The organism is Micromonospora alfalfae (genome assembly GCF_022230925.1).
Lineage (GTDB): Bacteria > Actinomycetota > Actinomycetes > Mycobacteriales > Micromonosporaceae > Micromonospora > Micromonospora alfalfae.
This window is the reverse complement of sequence record NZ_JAKKFH010000026.1, coordinates 26,826-46,925: the sequence shown is the minus strand read 5'-3', so window position 1 is coordinate 46,925 and position 20,100 is coordinate 26,826. Positions and strand designations below refer to the sequence as shown.

Genomic DNA, 20,100 nt, shown 5'->3' with positions numbered 1-20,100 from the left:
TTCCGGGTCCACCTCGGCCGGTGGCCCGGCCCGCGAACGCGGACCGGGCCACCGCCGGGATCACTTAGGCCAGCTGCTCTCGATGCCCTGAAGCACCGGGGCGGTCGCCTTGCCGTTCAGCCACTCGATCATGCCCTTCCAGAACGTTCCCGCGCCGACGCCGGCCGGCATCAGGTCGGATCCGTCGAAGCGGAAGGTGCCCGTCTTGTCCTGGAGGATCTGGACGGAGAGCTTGTCGATCGGGCTGGCGACGTTGGCGATGTCCAGCTTGTTGTTCGCCGTGACCCAGTTGCCGAGCTTCGCGCGGCTGTTCACGTACTCCGCCGAGACGAGGTAGGTCTGCACGGCCTGGACCTCGGGACGGTCGGCGTAGCCGACGACGAACTCGCCCGCGCCCAGCACCGGCTTGCCCTTGGCCGGGTCGATGGCCGGGAAGTAGAAGGCGAACGCGTCGCCGTCCTCGGCCACCTTGGTGCCCTCGGGGAACTGGTTGGCGTAGAACGACGCCTGTCGGTGCATCGCGCACTTGCCGGTGGTCACCGGCAGGCCCGCCTCTTGGAAGGCGGTGGTGGTGATGCTCTTGACGCCGCCGAAGCCGCCGTTGACGTACTTCTCGTTCTTGAGGATGCTGCCGGCGCGGTCAACCGCGTCGACGATCTTCGGGTCGTTGAACGGGATGGCGTGGGTGGTCCACTGGTCGTAGACCTCGGGACCCTGCGTACGCAGGACCACGTCCTCGATCCAGTCGGTGGCCGGCCAGCCGGTGGCGTCACCGGACTCGACGCCCGCGCACCACGGCTTGACGCCGCTGGCGGCGATCTTGTCGCTCAGGGCGATGAGCTGGTCCCAGGTGGTCGGAACCTCCCAGCCCTTCTCCTTGAACGTCTTCGGCGAGTACCAGACGAAGGACTTCACGTTGGCACCGAGCGGCACGCCGTAGAGCGTCCCGTTCACGGTGCCGTACTTCAGCCAGTCGGCCGGCATGTTCTGCTCGGCGAGGGCCTTGGTGTCGGCGCTGAGGGACTTCAGCTTGCCGGCGTCCGCGAAACGCTTCACCAGACCCGGCTGCGGCACGAAGGCGATGTCGGGGGCGTTGCCACCGTCGACCCGGACGGGGAGCTGCGCCTCGAACTCGCCGCTGCCCTCGTAGTCGATCTCGATGCCGGTGCACTCGGTGAACTGCGACCACGACCGCTCCAGCAGGTCGGCCTCGGCGTCACGGATGGACGCGTAGATGGAGACCTTCTTGCCGTCGTGGCCCTCGTACTTGTCGTATGCGGCGCACTCCGCGGAGCCCGCTTTGCTGCTCTTCTTGTCGTCGCCGGTACCGCAGGCGGTGGCGCTGAGCGCCAGCCCGATTACACCGGCGATCACGAAGGCCTGGCGTGGTCTGGTAAAGACCGCCATGCCGTCCTCCTTCCTAGCCGGCGCGGTCGTGCTGGTGACCCGTCGCCGGTCCGATTGGGCGTGCACACATGTAAGCGCTTGCATCCGGCCGGGTCCACCCCCTGTCAGACACGAGCGAGTAACAATCCGGAAACCTGCGGGCTGCCTGGTGGGCGTGGTGGCGGGGCACGCTGCGGACTCTTTCGAAGATTGACGATATCTGTCAGGCTAGCCCCCACGGATCGAAGGTTTTCGACATAGGAGGAGCTGTATGCGAAAGCGGTGGATCAGCCTGCTGGTGACGGGTCTCTTGGTCGGGGGAGCACTGACGCCGGCGACTCCCGCGCTGGCCGCGCCGACCTTCAGGGTGCCGTTCCCGTGCGGGCAGTCCTGGTCCGGGCAGACCCGGTCGGACCACAGCCCGGCGTACGCGGTCGACTTCAACCGCACCGACGATGCCGGCGACCCGGTGGTCGCCAGCGCCCCCGGCACCGTCGACCGCGTCACCGACCTCGGCGGTACCAGTTACGGCAAGTACGTCCGAATCAACCACGGGGGCGGTTACAGCACCTACTACGCGCACCTCAGCGGCTTCAACGTCTCGGTCGGGCAGACGGTCGGGTACGGCAAGGTGATCGGCTGGGTCGGCAGCACCGGGGGATCGACCGGCCCACACCTGCACTACGAGCAGCGCCTCAACGGCGCCGACATCCAGGTCCGCTTCAACGGCAGCCTCGCGCTGTACTGGGGCACCAAGAGCTACACCAGCGGCAACGGGTGCTCCTCGGGCAGCGGTAACGGCACCGTCGACACCAGCGGCACGCCGCTGACCGTCCGCTCCGGCCCCGGCACCGGGTACGCCTCGGTGGGCACCGTCGCCGACGGCACCCGGGTGACCATCGCCTGCCAGACCAGCGGCACCACTGTCACCGGCACGTACGGAACCAGCTCGATCTGGGACCGGATCGGCTCCGGACGCTTCATCGCCGACGCGTACGTCTACACCGGCCACGACGGCTACATCCCGAACGTCCCCCGCTGCTGATCCGGCAACGGCCACGGTCCCCGGCGGTCGCCGCCGTCGGGGAACCGACGGGTCAGGCGTTCAGCCGCCAGATCGACAGGTTCAACGCGGCGGCGAAGGTGACCCAGGCCCAGTACGGCAGCAGCAGCGCCGTCGCCACCCGGGACACCCGGGCGAACAGCAGCACGGTCAGGCCGATCGCCAGCCACATCAGCACGATCTCCGCGAACGCCAGCCCGTACAGCCCCGCGCCGAAGAACAGCGGGGTCCAGATCGCGTTGAGCACCAGTTGGGCGGTCCACGCCCAGAGGGCGGGGGAGAAGCCGACCCGGCGCCACACCAGCCAGCCGGCCACCGCGATCAGTGCGTAGAGCAGCGACCAGACCGGGCCGAAGAGCCACGAGGGCGGGGCCCAGCCGGGCTGCCGCAGGTTCGCGTACTCCTCGGTGGTGCCCTGCACTCCCAGCCCGCCGGTCGCGGCCGCGACGAAGACCGCCGCCGCGAAACCGGCGAGGGCCCACCACGCTCGCCGGCCGGAGGTCGCCGGCGCGTCCTGAGATGTCTCCATCGTCGAGATATTTCCCCGCTGGGGTCGGCTCAAACCGCCGGGCGGGAGGGCGGTTCACCAGACCGGCCAGCCACGAAAAAGCGCCGGGATCGCCGCGACCGATGCTTCTGTCGGGAGGACGAAGCTTCGGTCGCGGCGACCCCGGCGGGTCCCGGTGTTGAGCGTGTGAGCGCTAATTGAAGATGCTGACACCACCCGGGCCGACCAACAGCCCGACGACGATGAGGACGATGCCCCACAGGATCTGCCGGCGGAACAGCGCGAGGATGCCGGCGACCACGAGTACGACTGCGAGAATCCAGAGAATCAGCTCCATGACCTCTGAATACCCGACTGGCCGAGCGTGGAAACCTGATCGGTGTCGAGTTGATCGCCAACGTGAAAGACGCTGTACGCCTGCTTGATCACCGGGTGCGCGACGTTGCGGACGCGTACCCCGCCGGGGGTCGTGCCGCGCTCGGTGCCGGCGTGCGCGTGCCCGTGCACTGCCAGCGCCGTGGGCGCCGAGTCGATCGCCTGCCCCAGCTGGTACGACCCGAGGAAGGGGTAGATCTCCAACGGCTCGCCGACCAGTGTGTCCGGCACCGGCGAGTAGTGGGTGAGCGCGACGAGCATGTCGCAGTCCAGTGAGCGCAGCGCCGCACCGAGACGGTCCGCGCTATCGGTGGTGGTCCGCACGAAGGCCTTCATCTCCGGCTCGCCGAAGTCACTGGCGCACCGCCCGGCGAACCCGCCGCCGAAGCCCTTGGCGCCGGCGATGCCGAGCCGGCCACCAGCGCAGTCCAGCACGACGCCGTTGCCCTCCAGCACCGTGATGCCCGCGTCCTCCAGCACCTTGACCACCTGTGGCACCTGGTCGCACTGGTGGTCGTGGTTGCCCAGCACCGTCACCACAGGTACGGCCAACCCACCGAACTCTTCTGCCACGCAGCGCGCCTCGGCCTCGGTGCCGTGCCGGGTCAGGTCGCCGGCCAGCAGCAGCACATCGGCGCACTCCGGCAGCTCCTCCAGCGCCGGCCGGAATCGGCCGACCACGTCCTCGTCCAGATGCACGTCGCCCACAGCGGCAATCCGGATCACCATGGAACCTCCCTCAGGGCAGTTGCTCGATCTCCGTGGGCGCTTGGGTGCGGATCACCCCGATGTCGCTGGTGATCGGCACGTCCGGGAAGCGCTCGGACACCCGACGCAGGATCTCCTCCCGCCGGTGCGGACTCTCCACCTCGCCGTGGAGCACGAGGGCGCGTTCCCGTCGAACCACTGTGATCCCCTGTTCGGCGACGGCGGGGTCCTCGACCAGCAACCGTTGGATCTCCGCCTCGACGTACTCGTCAGGTGGCCCGGCGTCGATGTCGCGATGGTGGGTCACGATGTCCCCTCTCCTGGCTGGGTGCCGGCGTCCGGCACCACCTCCAGCCGGTCCAGCAGCACCAGGAACGCCTCGGCGTACGGCGAGTGCTGCGTCTCCTTGCGTACCCGTTCCCAGTCGATCTGCTCGCGCAGCGAGCGGGCCAGCGGCAGACCGCGGGCGAAGTCGCAGTAGTGCTGGGAGAAGCTGAGCAGTTTGTGCACCATCAGCTGGGTCGCGGACAGCACCGGCATGTGAATCGCGTCCACCGGTCGGATGACAGTGTCGGCGAACGTCTCCTCGGTCACCGGCGTCTCGATCGGCCGGTGGATCAAATCCACCATCCGGCCGTCGTCGAAGACCTTCACCAGCCAGTCCTCCGGTGGACGCTCGGCGACGAAGCCGGCGGCCACCAGGGCCTCCAGTGCCGCTTCCACGTCGGCCTCCCGGATCAGGAAGTCGACGTCGTGATCGCTGGAGTGGCCCCCGTGGGCGTAGACCGCGAAGCTGCCGCCCAGGGCGAACGGAATCTCGGACTGCTTGAGCACGGCGGCGACCTTCTTGAGGGTGTGCACCAGACTCTCGTCTCCGCGCTCAGCCATCTGGTTCCTCCGTCGTCGTGTTGGTGGACCGGCGGTTGGATTTCAGACTCCGGTACCCGGCATTCCGTTCGTCCACACCTGCTGGGGTCTCGGTAGGGCGTCAACAGGGATGAAGCACCACAAACCTCGCGGACCACGTGCGTAGGTCGGATAACCTGTGGAGAGTGGCCAGATCATCGGGGATGCGACGACGCAAGGCCCGATTGCGCACCGTCGCCCTGATCGGGATCGACGGTTCGGGCAAGACCACGCAGGCGCACCGGCTGGCCGACGCGCTGACCGCCGCCGGACGCCCCGCCACCTACCGCCGCAACGCCAGTGGCCGCCGCTGGCTCGGCCGGCTCGCCCAACGCCTCGGTCGGCCGGACGCGCAACGGCTCGTCGGTCGCGACGGCGTGCTGGCCGTGGAGTCGGTGCTGCGCTGGCTGGCCATCGCCATCGCCCTGATCAGTTGTCTGCTCACCGGTCGGACGGCGGTGATGGACCGCTACTCGGCCTGCCAGTACGCGAGCATCAGGGCGCACGGCGGGCAGCGCTGGGAGCGGCTCGCCCGGGCCGGCTACCGGCTGTTCCCGACACCGCAGGTGACCTTCCTGCTCGCCGTCGACCCGGCTGAGGCGTACCGGCGCATCGAGGAACGCGGCACCGACCACGAGACGATGGGGTGGCTGACCGCCGCCGACACCGCCTACCGGGCACTGCCCGAGTACCCCAGCTTCGTGCTTGTGGACGCGGGCCGCCCGGCCGAGGAGGTGACCGAGCAGATTCAGGCGCACCTGGAAACCTGGCTACCGCCATCCGCCTCGGGCGACGAGGACCTCGGCCCGGTGGTGGCTCAGGCCCGCCCGTAGACCGGCACTGTGGCGCCACTGGTCGGGGCGGAGTCGGCCGACGCGAGGAACCGGATCACCGGCGCGATCTCGGCCGGGGTGACCCAGCGGGAATGGTCGGCGTCGGGCTGCGCGGCCCGGTTCGCCGGGGTGTCGATGACGCTGGGCAGCACCGTGTTGCAGCGCACGTGCTGCGACCGGTACTCCACAGCGACAGCGTTGGCGAAGGCCAGCACCGCAGCCTTGGCCGTCGAGTAGCCCGCCGCGCCGCGGAACGGGGTGACCGCCGCGCGGGCCGAGACGCACACCACCGCGCCGCCGCCGGACGCCACCAGGTGCGGGAGCGCGGCCTGGGTGACCAGAAAAGTCGGCCGCAGGTTGACGGTGAGCATCCGCTCGAACTCCTCGACCGGGGTCTCGTGCACCAACCCGCCGCTGGCGTACCCCCCGACGAGGTTGACCACAGCGCGCAGCGGCGCCGCCGGTTCGCCGGCCGCGGCCTCGACCGCCTGCGCCGCGCCCGCCGGCTCGCCAAGGTCCGCGACCACCCGGACCAGTCCGGCCGCCGCCGGCTCCGACCCGGGCCGGGCTTTCCGCTCCGGTACGACCACCCGCCAGCCCGCCTCGACGAACGCGGCGACGACCGCCCCGCCGAGCCCGCCGGAACCCCCGGTCACCAACACGCTGCGCTCTCCCATGGGCCCCACGCTAGTGCCCCACCCCCTTCGACCCCTTCCGTCGATCATGAAGTTGTCGCAGTGACACGCCGATCTGCATGGCGACAGCTTCATGATCACGGTCTGCCGTGGGCAGATTGGTTGGATTGTCAGGAGCTTGGGGGCGCAGGATCGGCGGATGCGGATCCTCATTCTCGGTGGCACCCAGTTCCTCGGCCGGGCGACGGCACGGCTCGCCGTCGAACAGGGTCACGAGGTGACCTGCGCGGCCCGTGGCGTGTCCGGCGCGGTGCCGCCCGGGGCACGGTTCGTGGCGGCCGACCGCGACGATCCCGAGTCACTCGTCCCGCTCGCCGCCGAGGGCTTCGACGCGGTGGTCGACGTGACCCGCCAGATCAGCCACGCCCGGCACGCGCTCGCCGCGCTCGCCGACCACATCGGCCACTGGTCGTTCGTGTCGACGATCTCGGTGTACGCGGACCACGCCACCCCGGGCCAGACCGCCGCGGACGCGCCGATCCTGCCGCCGGCCCCGGCGGACGTGGACGGTCCGGTCGGCCCGGACCACAACTGGTACGGCGAGTGCAAGGTGAGCATCGAGGAACTGGTCCGGGAGCGGGTGGGCGTGGACCGTTCGTTCATCTGCCGGGCGGGGCTGATCGTCGGCGCGGAGGATCCGAGCGACCGTTTCCCGTACTGGGTGCGGCGGCTGTCAGCCGGTGGCGAGGTGCTGGCCCCCGGGCACCCGACCGATCGGGTGCAGTTCGTGGACGTCGCCGATCTGGCGCGTTGGCTGTTGCACGCCGCCGGCACCCGCCTCGGCGGCACGTACGACGGCACCGCACCGGCGATGTCGCGGGCCGAGCTGTTGGCCGGGGTGGCCGCCGGGCTGGGTGTCGCCGATCCGGCCCTCACCTGGGTCGACCAGGAGTTCCTGCTGTCCCAAGACGTACGCGAGTGGTCGGGGGAGCGGGCGCTGCCGCTCTGGGTTCGGTTGCCGGAGACCGCCGGCCTGATGGACCGGGACGTCCGACCGGCACTGGAGGCCGGTCTGACGGTCCGTCCGCTGGCCGATACCGTTCGGGCGACCGCGTCGTGGATGGCCGCGCACCCGGCGGCCGTCCGGCAGGGTGGACTCGACCCGGCGGAGGAGGCGGCGATCCTGGGGAAGTGGCAGGCTGTACGGGACCGGTGATCCCGGCGATCGAAGTTTCCCCCACCTCGGACAGTCATAGTTGACGCTCACGCCTGCTGAAAGTAAGTTTCATCCGTGGCGAAGAGTCCGAAGATTTCTGCGAGTCACGAGCCCGGTGGGCTGATCGTCCACATCAGCGGGCTGTTGCCATCGCTGTCGCCCGCCGAGCAGCGGGTCGCCCGGCTGGTCGTGTCCGACCCGGCGGCCGCCGCCCGGCGGACAATCACCGATCTCGCCACCGCAGCCGAGACATCCGAGGCGACAGTCATCCGGTTCTGCCGTTCCGTGGGCATGGACGGTTACCCCCAACTGCGCATCCGCCTCGCCGCCGAGGCCGCCCGCCGGATCGAGCCACCGGACGCCCGAGTGGTCGGCGGTGACATCCCGCCCGGTGCCGACCTCGCCCAGATCATCGCCACCATCGCGTTCAACGACGCCCGCGCCGTCGAGGAGACCGCCGAGCAACTCGACCCCGCCGTCTGCGAGCAGGTGGTCGAGGCGATCAGCGGTGCCGCTCGGATCGACATCTACGGCGCCGGCGCCAGCGGGTTCGTCGCCTCGGACTTCCAGCAGAAGCTGCACCGCATCGGCCGGATCGCCTTCTACTTCCCGGACGTGCACACCGCGCTGACGTCGGCTGCCCTGCTGGGGCGGGGAGACGTCGCGATCGGCATCTCGCACACCGGCACCACCTCCGACGTGATCGAGGTGCTGGAGCAGGCCCGTACCCGCGGTGCCGCGACAGTGGCGCTGACCAACTTCCCGCGCTCGCCGATCACCGACGTGGCGGACTTCGTGTTGACCACGGCGGCCCGGGAGACCACCTACCGCTCCGGCGCGACGGCCAGCCGGCTGGCTCAGCTCACAGTGGTCGACTGCCTCTTCGTCGGGGTGGCCGCCCGCAACCGGGCCAGGGCCCGCAAGGCCCTGGAGGCGACCGCCGAGGCGGTCCAGTCGCACCGGGTGGGTGCCAACCGGAGGCGGGCATGACGGCCGGTGCGGAGATGCCCGCACGGCCCGCTCGCCCCACGGTCCGGGTGGGTGCCCCCACCGAACGACGTAATCCGCTCAGCGTCGACCTCGACCTGATGTCGACCCGGGACGTGCTCACCGTGATCAACGAGGCGGACCGACGGGTGCCCGCTGCGGTCGCCGCGGTGCTCGACGAGATCGCCACCACCGTCGACCTGGCGGTCGCGGCGCTACGCGGCGGTCACCGGGTGCACTACTTCGGGGCCGGCACCTCCGGCCGACTGGGCGTGCTCGACGCCGCCGAACTGGCCCCCACCTTCAACTCGCCCCGACACTGGTTCTGCGCGCACCTGGCGGGCGGCCCGGACGCCATGTGGCGGGCCGTCGAGGACGCCGAGGACGACGACCGGGGCGGCGCGGTCGAAGCGGCCAGTTGTGTACGGGCCGGGGACCTGGTGGTCGGTCTGGCGGCCAGCGGACGCACCCCGTACGTCCTCGGGGCGCTTGCCGCGGCCCGCGCCAAGGGCGCCTCGACAGTGCTGCTCTGCGCCAATCCGGAGGCGGAGGCCGCCCGGTCGGTCGACGTGTTCATCGGGGTGGACACCGGACCCGAGGTGGTCACCGGGTCGACCCGGATGAAGGCGGGCACAGCGCAGAAATTGGTGCTCAACACGTTTTCAACAGCCGTCATGGTGCGCCTGGGTCGGGTCTACTCGAACCTCATGATCGATATGGTGGCCACCAACGCGAAACTCCGCGGACGAATGATCTCGATTCTGGTCGAGGCCACCGGCTGCTCGGAAGAGCTTTCCCGGCAGGCCCTCACCGAGGCCGACGGGGACCTGAAGACGGCGCTCGTCGCCCTCGTCTCGGGCGCTGAGATCGACGCTGCCCGGGCCGCGCTGGCACGCTCGGCCGACCAGGTGCGCGGCGCCCTCGCCCTGCTCGCCTCCTAGCGCCACCCACACCGGGAAGCGAACGGGCCCTCGGATTGTTCATCTGGCCGGGGGGTAATAACACCCCCGTGAATGAACCGACCGGTTCACCGGTGCGTATCTGGCAGTGACCAGGATCGCATCGCGGTGGTGACCCGGGTCGCTGTGCCCCCGCGGCGGGCGGTGTTGCCATGGTGCGGTAACCCGTACGTGGTGCCCGTGGCGAGCCACCCGATGGGGTGCTGACAGCAAACATGGACCGTGCTCTCAGCTACTACTCAGGCATTCGTGACACTTTCGACTCACGACGAGGAATCCCCGACACGTCTCATCTGTTGTGTAGGTGTCAGCACCGATGGGCACAGCAGAAGTTACCAGGGGCTGACAGGTGTGGGGAATGGCAAGGAACCGGGCAACCGGCGCGAGCGAGGGGACCGTGGGCAACGTGGACAAGAACATCGGCATGCGAACCGATCAGGTCGCCGAGGAACGCGACCTGGTGGGCGTCTACCTGCACGAGATCTCCCGGACGCCACTGCTGGACGCCGCCCGGGAGGTAGAGCTCTCCAAGGCGATCGAGGCCGGCCTCTACGCCGAGCACCTGCTCGGTGAGGAAGCCGTTCCCGCCGGTGTCGACCGGGCCGACCTGGAGTGGCTGGTCGTCGAGGGGGAGCGCGCGAAGGACCTCTTCATCCGCGCGAACCTCCGACTGGTCGTGTCGATCGCCCGGCGTTACGTGCGCTCGGGGATGCCCATGCTGGACCTGATCCAGGAGGGCAACACCGGCCTCGTCCGGGCGGTCGAGAAGTTCGACTACGAGCGCGGCTACAAGTTCTCCACCTACGCCACCTGGTGGATTCGGCAGGCGATCAGCCGGGCGATCGCCCAGCAGGAACGCACCGTCCGTCTGCCGGTGCACCTGGTGGAGGACGTCAACCGGATGCGTAACGTGGCCCGGCAGCTGACCCGTGAGTTGGGCAGCGACCCGGAGCCGGAGCAGATCGCCACCGCCCTCGGCGTCACCGTCGAGCGGGTGAACGAGCTGCGCCGCTGGTCGCAGGACACCGTCTCGCTGGACACCCCGGTTGGTGACGATGGCGACACCAGCCTTGGCGACCTGGTTGCCGACAGTGACGCGCCGTCGCCGGAGGACATCGTCCTCAGCGGCCTGGAGCGGCAGCGCATCGAAGGGCTGCTCAACCACCTCGACGACCGGTCCGCCGGCATCATGCGGGCCCGCTACGGGCTGGAGGACGGCCGGGAGCACTCGCTCACCGAGGTCGCGTCCCGCTTCTCGCTGTCCCGCGAGCGGATCCGGCAGCTGGAGATCCAGGCCCTCGGCCGGCTCCGCGAGCTGGCTCGGGCGGAGGGGCTGCAAGCGGCCTGACCTGGTAGTAATGACGGCGAACGGCCGGCGTCCGATAGGGGGACGCCGGCCGTTCGCCGTTTTCGACAGTGGTCAGCGCACCCGGCCGTAACCCTGGATGGACATCATGTTCATGCCACGCTTGAGCACGTTGCGACCGGCGCTGGGCGCGTCGATCACCTGACCGTCGCCCACGTAGAGGGCGACGTGCCCGAGCCCGCTGTAGAAGACCAGGTCGCCGGGGCGTAGCTCGCCCCGCCCGATGTGGGCGACAGCGCTCCACTGCATCCGGGTGTTGTGCGGCAGGGACTTCCCGGCCGCCCGCCAGGCGGCCGAGGTCAGGCCGGAACAGTCGTAGCCGTTCGGCCCGTCGGCCGCCCAGACGTACGGCTTGCCGATCGCGCCGAACGCGTAACGCACAGCAGTGCCGGCGGCACCGGACACGGCGGGCACGTTCTTGGCCTCGGTCGTCGCCGCCTTGGGCTCGGGTCGCTCGGTGGCGGCCCCGTACGCCTGCCGGCGCAGCTCGTACAGCTTGGCCAGGTCCTGCTCGATCTGCTTCTTACCCGCGGCGAGCTGACGAGCCTGTGCGGCCTGCCGGGTCAAGGTCGCGCCCAGGCGGGCCTTCTCGTCGAGCAGCCGCTGCTGGTCGGCAGTGAAGCCGGAGATGCGCTCCTGCCGCTGGCGGGTCAACTGCTCGATCGTGCCGAGCCGATCCAGCAGCGCGGCCGAGCCGCCGGGGCGCAGCAGGGCGTCCGCGGTGCGCAGGCCGCCGGTCTTGTACGCGGTTGAGGCGAGCTCCGCCACGTCTGCCCGGCTCTGCTCGACCTGCTGTTCGAGCGGGCCGATGCGGGTCTGTAATCGGGCCACTGCGGCCTCGTTTGTCTTGATCTCCTCACGCAACTTGTTGTACGACTCGACGACCCGCTCCAACTCGGCCGAGGACGTCTCGATCCGGCGGGTCAGGTCGGCGGGGGACGGCTCGGCCTGGGCCACCGCCGTCGGGGCGATCAGCGCGGCCGACATGCCGACCAGCGCCACTGTGCGCAGCAGATTTCTCAGGGATGACAAGAGCGGAAGGCCCCTCTCCCACGGCCGCCGGGGCTGCTGACGCCCTCGACGACACCGGCCGGGGCCATCCGGGCGGACGGCACTGGGCCGGACCGGCTCGCCCAACCTAACCCGGGACGGATGTCGCTCGCAGTTGAAGCAGTGGCGAAAGTTGGGAGAGTTGCGCGTCGGACCCCTGGGCTGGGTGTCGCCATCGTGGCTGATGACGCCTGGGAACGAAGGAACATCGCCCTTTTCGCGGCGTACTGACGGATATACGACTTTCGTCGTTCCGGGCGTATGCCGTGGTATCCCTGGTCGCCATAACCGATAAAAGCTGAAATGGATGCTGTTTCTCGGCGATGTCACCCGGTCGTGGCGAGCTGTCTCTACCCGGTAAATGCCCAGGTCGACTGGCGACGCCGCAACACAATGAAGTCCGGAGCCGGGAATCCCGTCGACAGGCAGCGATGACTGTCGCCAGCGGGGCCACTCGGCCAACCGTCCCCTTCGGGAGGAACCGTGAATCGTGAAGGCGCAAAGACGCGACCGCCGCGAACGGTGCCGGGCGCCCGGTCGACACTGCTGTACGCGCGGCCCGGCATCATCGTGACCGTCGACCGGTTCACCGTCGGTCGGAACAGTTACCGGGTCGCCGACCTGACCCATCTGCGTACCACCCGGGGCCCGCACGACCGGATCGCCGTCCGGGCCGTGGTGATCACCGCCAGCATGCTCGGCGGCGTGGGGGTGCTCCTCGGCTTCACCGGCGGTCTGCACCGCCTCACCGCAGGGGCGTACCTGATCCTCGGCGCCGTGTTCCTGCTCCCGGCCGCTCTCGCAGTGGTCGGCGATCGCTGGCGCCCGCCGCCGCACGAACTGTGGGGGTGGTACCAAGGCTCGGAGGTGCTGCTGTTCAGCGCCGATGACGAACGGCAGTTCGGCCAGGTCACCCGGTCGCTGCTGCGGGCCCGGGAGGTCAACCGCTACGGCAGTTGGGTAGACCCGCTCGCCGAAGCGGACCCGTGGCGGCCCAACCGATGACCCGCTGGCGGTGGGCCGGAGCCGTGCCTGCCCACCGGCCGTTCAGCAAGCTCAGCCGGCGACCGGCTCCGGAGCCCGTTCCTCCTGCGGGGCGGCCACCCAGGCGCTGACCCGGCGCTCGGCGTAGAACGAGACGAACGGCACCGTGCCGGCCAGCATCACCAGCAGCATCCGCTTCAGCGGCCAGTCAGCTCGGCGGCTCAGGTCGAACGCGGCCACCAGGTAGATCATGTAGAGGAAGCCGTGCGCCGGCCCGATCGTCTCCACGACGACCGGGTTGTCGAACGCGTACTTCAGCGGCATGCCGATCACGACCAGCAGGATCAGCACCACGCCCACGATCCAGGCGATCACGCGGTACCGGGTAAGGGCAGCGCCCACCTTCGTCCGTCCTTCCGAGCCCGGCTCAGCCGGGATAGTCACCGGGCCGGGCGCCCGGATTGGCGTTCAACCATGACAGGTAGTGGTTGTAGGCGGCCAGGTCGGTGTCCTCGACGACATCGCCGCCGGCCGGCACCCGGGACACCCGCACCGGGCGGCGTACCGCCGGTCGGGACCCGGTGGTGACCGCCGGCGCCGGCTCGACGGCCGGATCCGCAGGCGGAGCATCGGCCTCCACCGCCTTGCGGCGGGCCAGCTTCACCTCACGCCACCAGACGTAGACCACGAAGCCGGCGAAGATCGGCCACTCGACCGCGTACCCCCAGCTCAGGCTGTTGCCGGCGGCGGCCCGGCTGATCTGCCACCAGCCCAGCCCCAGGAAGCCCACGACCAGCACGACCATGGCCACGTGGCGCGCGATCCACGCCGGGGTCCAGAGCCGCCTCATGACATTGAGGGTACCGGGGACGTTACCGGTCTCCGACACCGTGTCGTAGTCGTCGCTCCGACGGCTTGGTTTGGCATCACCGCGCCTGGGCAATCGTCTAGACGCCAGCCCAAACGAGATCAAGGGGGGCGATCATGACCGGATCGGTACGTGAGGACGGCTTTGCGTCCAGCGGCAGTGCGGATATGAGCCCGGAGCAGCGGGTGCCGGAGTGGGGCGGCGATCAGCTCGACGACCCGGCCGGCGCTCCCGGCCTCGACGGCGAATTGCTCGGCATCGACCCGACGGAGCTGACCGACGAGGACCTGATCCGCGAGATGCACAGCCTGCACCGAACCCGCCTGGACACCCTGCGGCACGCGGCGGACTCCGCACTCGCTAACCACCTCCGGCGAACGGCGGAGCTGGAGACCGAGTACCTGGCCCGACACCCAGGTCGCGAGGTCGACCCCAGCCGCCTGCGGGACGCGTGATGCCGGCGCGCGCCGTGCGCGGTATGTCCGCGCCACCCGAGGTGGTCTTCAGCACTGCCACCGACCCCAACCGTGCCTCGGCCTGGCTGCCGGAGCCACTGCGCGGCGACGGCAGCCCCGCCGCGGAGATCAGCGGCGAGGAGCTGCGTGCCCGCTGGGGCGACGTCGACGCCGACGACTGGTCCGCCGAGATTCGGGTGGAGCCGGCCGATTCCGGTGGCGCCCGGATCCAGCTGGACCTGGCCGACGGGTCCGGCGGGCCCGGCCCGGACCAGCTGGCCGACGAGGCGCTCACCAACCTGGCACGCGAGGTCGCCGACAACCTCCAGGCCGGCTGAGCCGGCCGCCCGGGACGCCGTTCCCACACCACCACGACACACGTGAGGAGATCGGGTGAGCGACACTGGCCTGCGACACAAGGCGGCCCGGCTGCGCCGGGCGTACGCGCCGCACGAGCACCGGCCGCTCGGCGGCTACCTGGTGGCGATGGGCGCCTACGCCGGGGTGACCGGGGCTCTCGCCGGCCTGGTCAAGGCGACCGGCCGACCGGTGCCGGAGCGTCCCGCGGCGTCCGACGTGGTGCTGCTCTCCATCGCCACGCACAAGCTGAGCCGGCTGCTGTCCAAGGACGCGGTGACCAGCCCGTTGCGGGCGCCGTTCACCCGCTACGACCGTCCGATCGGCAGCGGCGAGGTGATGGAGCAGGTCCGCGACTCGGGCAGCCCCACCCGGCACGCCATCGGCGAGCTGCTGAGCTGCCCGTTCTGCCTGGCGGTCTGGGTGGCTACCGGGCTGACCGGTGGCCTGGTGCTCGCGCCCCGGCTCACCCGCCTGGTCGCGACCGCGCTGACGGCGGTCGCCGCGTCCGACTTCCTCCAGATGGCCTACGCGACGGCGCAGCAGGCCGCCGAGGGCGGGCACCAGGACGACTGACGAGCAGGACGCGAAAGGGGGGGGCCGGCAGACACCGGCCCCCCTTTCGTGTACGCCTCAACGTTGCATGCCGGACCAACCGTGCGGCGACTCCGGCTCCCGTTCGTCCTCGTCCGCCCCGGTGATGATGTCCCGATCCACCGCCGTGCGGTCGTGCTCGTTGGCGAAGTCCGGCTCGGGTGTGGTGTCCCTGCCCTTCGGGGGCTGACCCAGCGCCGGCACCTTCTCGTCGTGGTCCTCGTGGTTGGTCATGTCGGTGTCCCTTCTGCGGTCGCTCAGCCGACCGAACCGCCCAGCAGGTCGCTTACCTCGTCGACCGCGTACTCACCCTCGGGGAGCGCGTTGATGCGGGCGAGCAGCTCCGGCGGGAGTTCGGCAGCCACCGCCTGGCGGTAGATCTCTGCCTGCTCGACCCGCTCCTGCGCCCTGAAGATGCCGTCGAGCAGATCGTCGAGGGCCCGGGTGTCCGGCTCGCCGGTCATGGATGCGTCGTCGGTCACGTCGATCAGCTACCCGGCGCGGAATCGGTCAAACGTCACGCCTGTCGGCCCACGCACCCACGGTGCCGCCTGCTCACCAGGGCAGTTCCCCTGCCTCGTCCTGGAAGGTCCCCGTCGGTCCGCTCGGGCCCAGTGTCGCCAGGCGCACCACCTGGCGGGCGCTCTCCTCCACCGGCCGCCCGATACCGAAGGCGGCGGTCATGTCGGTGGCGGTGGGGCCTGGTTCGAGAGCGTTGAACTTGATGCCCGGCTGGGATTTCGCGTACTGCACGGTCAGCATGGTGGCCGCGGACTTGGACGCCGAATACAGCGCGAGCGGCAGACCGAACTCGGGCCGCTCGGGATTGGTCACCGCCCAGAACGATCCGGCGCTGCTCGAAACGGTGACGACTGTGGGATTGGACGACCTGCGGAGCAGGGGCAGCGCCGCCTCCGTGACGCGCACGATCCCTACCGCGTTCGTGTCGAACGAGCGCAGGGCCGCTGGCCCGTCGAGGTCGGTCTCCAGGATGCCGGCGTTGTGCACGAGGACGTCGAGTCGGCCCTCGGCCGAGTCGATCGTCGCCAACGCGCTGCGCACAGAGGCATCGTTTGTCACATCGAGTTGGACGAACCGCGACCCGAGCGCGGCCGCGGCTTTCTCACCCCGCTCGACATCCCGCGCGCCGATGTAGACCTCGTGCCCCAACGCCAGAAGCTGTCTGGCGGTCTCGAAGCCAATGCCCTTGTTGGCCCCGGTGATCAGTGTGACGGTCATGTTCCGAACGCTAACCACGGCAGGTCGGCGTACCCGGAGCCCTCTTCAGACCGGGGTCTGACAGGACCCCCTCTGATCGCCCGCAACTTGCCACCGGCACATTTCAGGTCCGGGAGGGCTGGACCGGTCGTGGCTCGCGGCCGGCGGGTAGACCGGCGGAGGCAAGGAGACTCAACTTCTCGGCGTCACCGGACCCGGCGTCGGCGTGGTAGACGACGAGCATCAGGCCATCCGCTCCGCCGATGCTCAGCCGTTCACGATTGAGGGTCAGCTCCCCGACCTGCGGGTGATTGAACCGGATCGGCGTACCGCGCTGTCCGCGTACCTCGTGGCGTGCCCAGAGCTGGCGGAACCTGTCGCTCGCCAATGAGAGCTCTCCGGTGAGCTCGATGAACCGGGGGTCGTCGATGTCGGTGCCCACCGCCTGTCGCAGGTTCGCCACGAAGCACTCAGTGATGTTTTCCCATTCCGGATGCAGCGCCTGCTCGGCGGGGTTCAGGAACAGGTCCCTGAGCTGGTTGCCCCCCGTGACAAGGCCTGGCGAGAGCGCCTGGGCGAGACTGTTCGAGGCCAGGATGTCGAAATACCGGCCCTCGATGAAAGCGGGCTGAACGAGGGAGCCCAGGAGCTTGAGCGCACCCGGCGGAACCGTTTCCCTGCGGGATCGACGTCTGCGCTTTCGGGCGGAATCCGAGACCAGCGTCAGCAGATAGGCAAGGTGCTCCTCGTCGAGCTGCAGAACGCGTGCGATGGACTCGAGCACCTGCACGGACGGATTGCGGTCACGGCCCCGTTCCAAGCGCAGGTAGTAGTCCGCGCTCAGGCCCGCGAGCATGGCGACCTCCTCGCGCCGCAAGCCCGGCACGCGTCGTACACCCCCATGCGGAATGCCGGCCTGCTCCGGTGTCACCAGTGCCCGGCGAGCACTCAGAAAAGCGCCAAGCTCGTTTGACATATCACCCACACATCGATCGTATGACCGGGCAGAACGGTTAGCGGGGGTCCTGTCGCACCCCCGGTCCCGCTGGTGGCCCGCCTACGGACAGCGCCGCCCCCGGCCTCGTGAGTCGGGGGCGGCGCTGGTGTCGGTGTGCAGGTCGCCTCTCGGCGAGTGGCACTACGCGGCTCCAGCCGGACGGTATTCCGCGAAGGCTATTTAGGTGAGGCCCGGGGACACTGGACACACCGACACCCCAGTCAACGAGCCGACCCCCGCTCGTGTTCCGCGGGTGGTGGTGTCGGCTGTCACACAGTCGTCGGGAGGGTGGCCCGACGGGCCCGCACGGCCGACGCGAGGTGGTCGAGCACATCGGCGGTGTCGTCCCAGCCCAGGCAGGCGTCGGTGACCGACCGGCCGTACTCCAGCTCCCGGGTCGGGTCGAGCTCCTGCCGACCGGGCAGCAGGAACGACTCCAGCATCACGCCGGTGATCCCACGCTGGCCGGCGGCCAGTTGGGCGGCCACGTCCGCGGCGACCAGTGGCTGGTTGCGGTGGTCCTTGCCGCTGTTGGCGTGACTGGCGTCGATCACCAGCCGTTCCGGCAGGTCGGCGGCGCGGAGCAGGTCGAGTGCCCCGGCGACCGACTCGGCGTCGTAGTTGGGTCGGCCACCCCCACCGCGCAACACGAGGTGCCCGTCGGTGTTACCCCGGGTGTGCATGATCGCCGGGGTGCCGGAGAAGTCGATGCCGGGGAAGACGTGTGGCACCCCGGCGGCGCGGATCGCGTCCACTGCCGTGCCGATGCTGCCGTCCGGGCGGTTCTTCATGCCGATCGGCATGGACAGCCCGGAGGCGAGCTGGCGGTGCACCTGGCTCTCCACCGTGCGGGCACCGATCGCGCCCCAGGCCACCGTGTCCGCGATGTACTGCGGGGTGATCGGGTCCAGGAATTCGCAACCCACCGGCAGGCCGAGGCGGAGCACGTCGAGCAGCAGCGCCCGGGCCAGCCGCAGACCGGTGTTGACGTCCCCGCTGCCGTCCAGGCCGGGATCGTTGATCAGACCCTTCCAACCGACGGTGGAGCGTGGCTTCTCGAAGTAGACCCGCATGACGATCAGCAGGTCGTCGGCGAGCCGGTCGGCTGCCGTCCGAAGACGCTGCGCGTAGTCCAGGGCGGCGGCCGGGTCATGCACCGAGCAGGGACCGACCACCACCAGCAGGCGGTCGTCCTCGCGGTCCAGCACGCGACCGACAGCGCGGCGGCCGGTCAACACGGCCGACGCGAGCGGGGCGTCCAGGGGCAACTCGTGGTGCAGCAGGGCGGGCGTGGTCAGCGGCACGACACGGTCGATCCGCTGATCGCTGACCCGATCGGTCTCCGGGGTCGTCACGGTGGGCATCCTTCCGCCGACAGTGCCCGGGGCCGGTGCCCGGGACGAGCCGGCTGCTCGTACGCAAAAGGGCAGGAACGACAGCTCCTGCCCAGCCGGCTCGGTCCGTGGTGACGTCAGTTCATGGTGAAGTCACCGGCGTGCGAGCCGGCTGCCTAAACCATCGATAGGAACGCGTCACCGGGCCAGCGTACCCGACCGGACGCGGTCACCCGTCCCGTCGTCCCAAGATGCGGGGCGAAGATCGCGTGCCGGGGGCGCGGTCGGGGTAACAGGGGTGCCATGACACACGAGCAGAGCGATCAGGACCGGGTGGAGTCCCGCGCGCACCACCTCCTGCCCGAGGAGGAGGCGGTGGGCAGCGACGACCCGGAGGCGCAGGCGGAGGCCATCCTCGCCGAGTCGGACATCCGTGCTGCGGACCAGAACGCCGCACCGGACACGGTGCTGGAGCGTCGTACCTCGGATCAGACAGTGGTGGCTGTCGAACCGCCTGACTGAGCGGTCGCCCCGCGTGCCCGGCGTGACCCCCGGTAGGTCTGGTCGCGCAGCCAGGCCAGCGGACCTGCCACCCGCAGTTCGGGTGGCAGGTTGCGCACCGGGTCGAACGCGAGCGCCGCGTCCTCCTCGGCGCTGAGCTGGGCACCGAGGCTGACCTGCCCGACCAGTCGCCACGGCCCCACCGCCGACGCGACAGCGAGCACCAGGCGCGGAGTGTCCGTCCGGGTCGCGGCGACCGCCGTGGCCAGGCTGCGACCGAGGTCGACCGAGTCGGGGTCGGCCAGCGCGGCCAGCCAGAGGCGGCGCCGACCCGCGCGGTAACACGTGATCGTGCTGTACGTGCCGGTGAAGCGGCGTCTGGGCAGCGGCAGGTTCCGCAGCCCCGGGGCTGCGCCGCTGGAGCTGACCAGCAGGTCGAACGGCCGGCCGTCGTCGTGGTGCAGGCGCAGCGCGAGGCCCAGGACGTCGGGCCAACTGCCCGGTGTGGGCGTTCCCTTGGAGAGCCGGACGGTGGTCCGGTACCGGCCGGGCTGGTCCAGCAGAGCGACCCCGCTGGGCGGTCCGGGCGTACCCCAGATCACCGTCTCGCCGACGAACGAGCGACCGGCCGGATGCAGCAGTCGGCCACGGCGCAGCCGGCCGAGTGCGGAGCTGGCGCGTTCGACGGCGGTGGCGACCCGGCCGGCGGACCGGGACGGAGGCGGGGTGACGGTCATTGCTCTCCGGTACCCCGCGCGGCGGCTCCGATGCCGCCCGGGTCGGCTCGCCGACCGACGGCA

Annotated in this window: 26 protein-coding genes and 1 pseudogene; 11 read left to right on the top strand and 16 right to left on the bottom strand. The window is 70.2% G+C overall.

The features are described 5' to 3' along the window. Positions 1-60: 60 nt before the first annotated feature. A complete protein-coding gene (locus tag MED01_RS22115; protein WP_238670467.1) occupies positions 61-1,407 on the bottom strand; it encodes an ABC transporter substrate-binding protein in 1,347 nt (448 codons plus the stop codon). A 250-nt stretch (positions 1,408-1,657) separates the two neighbouring features. Here MED01_RS22115 and MED01_RS22110 point away from each other — a divergent pair, with 250 nt between their 5' ends. Continuing rightward, positions 1,658-2,431 (top strand): M23 family metallopeptidase, encoded by a 774-nt coding sequence (locus tag MED01_RS22110; protein WP_238670466.1) that lies wholly within the window; start codon positions 1,658-1,660, stop codon positions 2,429-2,431. 52 nt (positions 2,432-2,483) lie between these two features. On the opposite strand, the gene MED01_RS22105 is transcribed toward MED01_RS22110, so the two are convergent. From MED01_RS22105 to MED01_RS22085, 5 genes and pseudogenes are all read right to left on the bottom strand, one after another. After that, a complete protein-coding gene (locus MED01_RS22105; protein ID WP_238670465.1) occupies positions 2,484-2,978 on the bottom strand; it encodes a TspO/MBR family protein in 495 nt (164 codons plus the stop codon). 172 nt (positions 2,979-3,150) lie between these two features. Further along, positions 3,151-3,294 carry a GPGG-motif small membrane protein gene (locus MED01_RS22100; RefSeq protein ID WP_007464364.1) on the bottom strand — a complete coding sequence of 48 codons (144 nt, stop codon included), beginning with the start codon at positions 3,292-3,294 and terminating at the stop codon, positions 3,151-3,153. After that, positions 3,285-4,061: a metallophosphoesterase family protein gene (locus MED01_RS22095; protein ID WP_238670464.1), complete on the bottom strand. Its 777-nt coding sequence runs from the start codon at positions 4,059-4,061 to the stop codon at positions 3,285-3,287. The genes MED01_RS22100 and MED01_RS22095 overlap by 10 nt, the downstream gene beginning before the upstream one ends. Before the next feature lie 10 nt (positions 4,062-4,071). After that, complete coding sequence (locus MED01_RS22090; RefSeq protein WP_238670463.1) at positions 4,072-4,347, bottom strand: hypothetical protein; 276 nt, start codon at positions 4,345-4,347, stop codon at positions 4,072-4,074. Next, positions 4,344-4,931, bottom strand: a pseudogene (locus MED01_RS22085) (nucleotidyltransferase); the annotation flags it as partial. The pseudogene MED01_RS22085 and the gene MED01_RS22090, both read right to left, overlap by 4 nt. Before the next feature lie 179 nt (positions 4,932-5,110). Between MED01_RS22085 and MED01_RS22080 the strand changes: the two are divergent. Beyond that, complete coding sequence (locus MED01_RS22080) at positions 5,111-5,779, top strand: dTMP kinase (RefSeq protein ID WP_274526082.1); 669 nt, start codon at positions 5,111-5,113, stop codon at positions 5,777-5,779. On the opposite strand, the gene MED01_RS22075 is transcribed toward MED01_RS22080, so the two are convergent. Continuing rightward, on the bottom strand, positions 5,764-6,456 hold the full coding sequence (locus MED01_RS22075) for an SDR family NAD(P)-dependent oxidoreductase (RefSeq protein WP_238670460.1): 693 nt from the start codon (positions 6,454-6,456) through the stop codon (positions 5,764-5,766). The genes MED01_RS22080 and MED01_RS22075 overlap by 16 nt on opposite strands. Positions 6,457-6,613: 157 nt before the next feature. Here MED01_RS22075 and MED01_RS22070 point away from each other — a divergent pair, with 157 nt between their 5' ends. From MED01_RS22070 to MED01_RS22055, 4 genes are all read left to right on the top strand, one after another. Further along, positions 6,614-7,630, top strand: a complete 1,017-nt coding sequence (locus tag MED01_RS22070) for an NAD-dependent epimerase/dehydratase family protein (protein WP_238670459.1) — start codon at positions 6,614-6,616, stop codon at positions 7,628-7,630. Positions 7,631-7,705: 75 nt separating this feature from the next. Further along, the gene (locus MED01_RS22065) at positions 7,706-8,620 is read left to right on the top strand and encodes a MurR/RpiR family transcriptional regulator (protein WP_238670458.1); all 915 of its coding nucleotides are present in this window, start codon (positions 7,706-7,708) and stop codon (positions 8,618-8,620) included. Further along, positions 8,617-9,558, top strand: a complete 942-nt coding sequence (murQ, locus tag MED01_RS22060; RefSeq protein WP_210784546.1) for an N-acetylmuramic acid 6-phosphate etherase — start codon at positions 8,617-8,619, stop codon at positions 9,556-9,558. The genes MED01_RS22065 and murQ overlap by 4 nt, the downstream gene beginning before the upstream one ends. 376 nt (positions 9,559-9,934) lie before the next feature. After that, positions 9,935-10,924 (top strand): sigma-70 family RNA polymerase sigma factor, encoded by a 990-nt coding sequence (locus tag MED01_RS22055; RefSeq protein ID WP_238670457.1) that lies wholly within the window; start codon positions 9,935-9,937, stop codon positions 10,922-10,924. Positions 10,925-10,996: 72 nt separating this feature from the next. On the opposite strand, the gene MED01_RS22050 is transcribed toward MED01_RS22055, so the two are convergent. Next, on the bottom strand, positions 10,997-11,974 hold the full coding sequence (locus MED01_RS22050; protein WP_238670456.1) for a C40 family peptidase: 978 nt from the start codon (positions 11,972-11,974) through the stop codon (positions 10,997-10,999). A 501-nt stretch (positions 11,975-12,475) separates the two neighbouring features. On the opposite strand from MED01_RS22050, the gene MED01_RS22045 reads away from it, so the two are divergent. Next, positions 12,476-12,997, top strand: a complete 522-nt coding sequence (locus MED01_RS22045) for a DUF6232 family protein (RefSeq protein WP_238670455.1) — start codon at positions 12,476-12,478, stop codon at positions 12,995-12,997. Between the two features lie 51 nt (positions 12,998-13,048). On the opposite strand, the gene MED01_RS22040 is transcribed toward MED01_RS22045, so the two are convergent. Continuing rightward, positions 13,049-13,378 (bottom strand): DUF3817 domain-containing protein, encoded by a 330-nt coding sequence (locus MED01_RS22040; RefSeq protein ID WP_238670454.1) that lies wholly within the window; start codon positions 13,376-13,378, stop codon positions 13,049-13,051. A gap of 25 nt (positions 13,379-13,403) precedes the next feature. Then, positions 13,404-13,826 carry a hypothetical protein gene (locus MED01_RS22035; protein ID WP_238670453.1) on the bottom strand — a complete coding sequence of 141 codons (423 nt, stop codon included), beginning with the start codon at positions 13,824-13,826 and terminating at the stop codon, positions 13,404-13,406. 131 nt (positions 13,827-13,957) lie between these two features. Here MED01_RS22035 and MED01_RS22030 point away from each other — a divergent pair, with 131 nt between their 5' ends. From MED01_RS22030 to MED01_RS22020, 3 genes are read left to right on the top strand one after another with little or no spacing between them, the layout of a single operon-like run. Continuing rightward, the gene (locus MED01_RS22030) at positions 13,958-14,299 is read left to right on the top strand and encodes a DUF6158 family protein (RefSeq protein ID WP_372493702.1); all 342 of its coding nucleotides are present in this window, start codon (positions 13,958-13,960) and stop codon (positions 14,297-14,299) included. Beyond that, on the top strand, positions 14,299-14,637 hold the full coding sequence (locus MED01_RS22025) for an SRPBCC family protein (RefSeq protein WP_238670451.1): 339 nt from the start codon (positions 14,299-14,301) through the stop codon (positions 14,635-14,637). Before MED01_RS22030 ends, MED01_RS22025 begins: the two co-directional genes overlap by 1 nt. Positions 14,638-14,692: 55 nt before the next feature. Beyond that, on the top strand, positions 14,693-15,232 hold the full coding sequence (locus MED01_RS22020) for a DUF1360 domain-containing protein (RefSeq protein WP_238670450.1): 540 nt from the start codon (positions 14,693-14,695) through the stop codon (positions 15,230-15,232). A gap of 57 nt (positions 15,233-15,289) precedes the next feature. On the opposite strand, the gene MED01_RS22015 is transcribed toward MED01_RS22020, so the two are convergent. The 5 genes from MED01_RS22015 to MED01_RS21995 form a co-directional block, all read right to left on the bottom strand. Further along, positions 15,290-15,484, bottom strand: coding sequence for a hypothetical protein (locus tag MED01_RS22015; protein ID WP_238670449.1), 195 nt, complete (start codon positions 15,482-15,484; stop codon positions 15,290-15,292). Positions 15,485-15,507: 23 nt separating this feature from the next. Beyond that, the gene (locus MED01_RS22010; RefSeq protein ID WP_372493697.1) at positions 15,508-15,732 is read right to left on the bottom strand and encodes a hypothetical protein; all 225 of its coding nucleotides are present in this window, start codon (positions 15,730-15,732) and stop codon (positions 15,508-15,510) included. 73 nt (positions 15,733-15,805) lie between these two features. Next, on the bottom strand, positions 15,806-16,489 hold the full coding sequence (locus MED01_RS22005; RefSeq protein WP_238670448.1) for an SDR family NAD(P)-dependent oxidoreductase: 684 nt from the start codon (positions 16,487-16,489) through the stop codon (positions 15,806-15,808). Between the two features lie 103 nt (positions 16,490-16,592). Further along, positions 16,593-17,444, bottom strand: a complete 852-nt coding sequence (locus MED01_RS22000; protein WP_238670580.1) for a helix-turn-helix domain-containing protein — start codon at positions 17,442-17,444, stop codon at positions 16,593-16,595. Between the two features lie 290 nt (positions 17,445-17,734). Further along, positions 17,735-18,829, bottom strand: a complete 1,095-nt coding sequence (locus MED01_RS21995; protein WP_238670447.1) for a 3-deoxy-7-phosphoheptulonate synthase — start codon at positions 18,827-18,829, stop codon at positions 17,735-17,737. A 273-nt stretch (positions 18,830-19,102) separates the two neighbouring features. Here MED01_RS21995 and MED01_RS21990 point away from each other — a divergent pair, with 273 nt between their 5' ends. Beyond that, positions 19,103-19,321: a hypothetical protein gene (locus MED01_RS21990; RefSeq protein WP_238670446.1), complete on the top strand. Its 219-nt coding sequence runs from the start codon at positions 19,103-19,105 to the stop codon at positions 19,319-19,321. Here the strand turns inward: MED01_RS21990 and MED01_RS21985 are convergent. Then, positions 19,288-20,037, bottom strand: coding sequence for a phosphodiesterase (locus MED01_RS21985; RefSeq protein ID WP_238670445.1), 750 nt, complete (start codon positions 20,035-20,037; stop codon positions 19,288-19,290). The two genes, MED01_RS21990 and MED01_RS21985, sit on opposite strands and share 34 nt — an antisense overlap. Between the last annotated feature and the right edge of the window lie 63 nt (positions 20,038-20,100).

Bases quoted from the DNA above. Each gene is read 5' to 3' on its own strand.
- MED01_RS22000 (WP_238670580.1), bottom strand. From the start codon at position 17,444: ATGTCAAACGAGCTTGGCGCTTTTCTGAGTGCTCGCCGGGCACTGGTG.
- MED01_RS21990 (WP_238670446.1), top strand. From the start codon at position 19,103: ATGACACACGAGCAGAGCGATCAGGACCGGGTGGAGTCCCGCGCGCAC.
- MED01_RS21995 (WP_238670447.1), bottom strand. From the start codon at position 18,829: ATGCCCACCGTGACGACCCCGGAGACCGATCGGGTCAGCGATCAGCGG.
- MED01_RS22015 (WP_238670449.1), bottom strand. From the start codon at position 15,484: ATGACCAACCACGAGGACCACGACGAGAAGGTGCCGGCGCTGGGTCAG.
- MED01_RS22105 (WP_238670465.1), bottom strand. From the start codon at position 2,978: ATGGAGACATCTCAGGACGCGCCGGCGACCTCCGGCCGGCGAGCGTGG.
- MED01_RS22110 (WP_238670466.1), top strand. From the start codon at position 1,658: ATGCGAAAGCGGTGGATCAGCCTGCTGGTGACGGGTCTCTTGGTCGGG.
- MED01_RS22095 (WP_238670464.1), bottom strand. From the start codon at position 4,061: ATGGTGATCCGGATTGCCGCTGTGGGCGACGTGCATCTGGACGAGGAC.
- MED01_RS22005 (WP_238670448.1), bottom strand. From the start codon at position 16,489: ATGACCGTCACACTGATCACCGGGGCCAACAAGGGCATTGGCTTCGAG.
- MED01_RS22025 (WP_238670451.1), top strand. From the start codon at position 14,299: ATGCCGGCGCGCGCCGTGCGCGGTATGTCCGCGCCACCCGAGGTGGTC.
- MED01_RS22080 (WP_274526082.1), top strand. From the start codon at position 5,111: ATGCGACGACGCAAGGCCCGATTGCGCACCGTCGCCCTGATCGGGATC.
- MED01_RS22055 (WP_238670457.1), top strand. From the start codon at position 9,935: ATGGCAAGGAACCGGGCAACCGGCGCGAGCGAGGGGACCGTGGGCAAC.
- MED01_RS22100 (WP_007464364.1), bottom strand. From the start codon at position 3,294: ATGGAGCTGATTCTCTGGATTCTCGCAGTCGTACTCGTGGTCGCCGGC.
- MED01_RS22070 (WP_238670459.1), top strand. From the start codon at position 6,614: ATGCGGATCCTCATTCTCGGTGGCACCCAGTTCCTCGGCCGGGCGACG.
- MED01_RS22075 (WP_238670460.1), bottom strand. From the start codon at position 6,456: ATGGGAGAGCGCAGCGTGTTGGTGACCGGGGGTTCCGGCGGGCTCGGC.
- MED01_RS22035 (WP_238670453.1), bottom strand. From the start codon at position 13,826: ATGAGGCGGCTCTGGACCCCGGCGTGGATCGCGCGCCACGTGGCCATG.
- MED01_RS22115 (WP_238670467.1), bottom strand. From the start codon at position 1,407: ATGGCGGTCTTTACCAGACCACGCCAGGCCTTCGTGATCGCCGGTGTA.
- murQ (WP_210784546.1), top strand. From the start codon at position 8,617: ATGACGGCCGGTGCGGAGATGCCCGCACGGCCCGCTCGCCCCACGGTC.
- MED01_RS21985 (WP_238670445.1), bottom strand. From the start codon at position 20,037: ATGACCGTCACCCCGCCTCCGTCCCGGTCCGCCGGCCGGGTCGCCACC.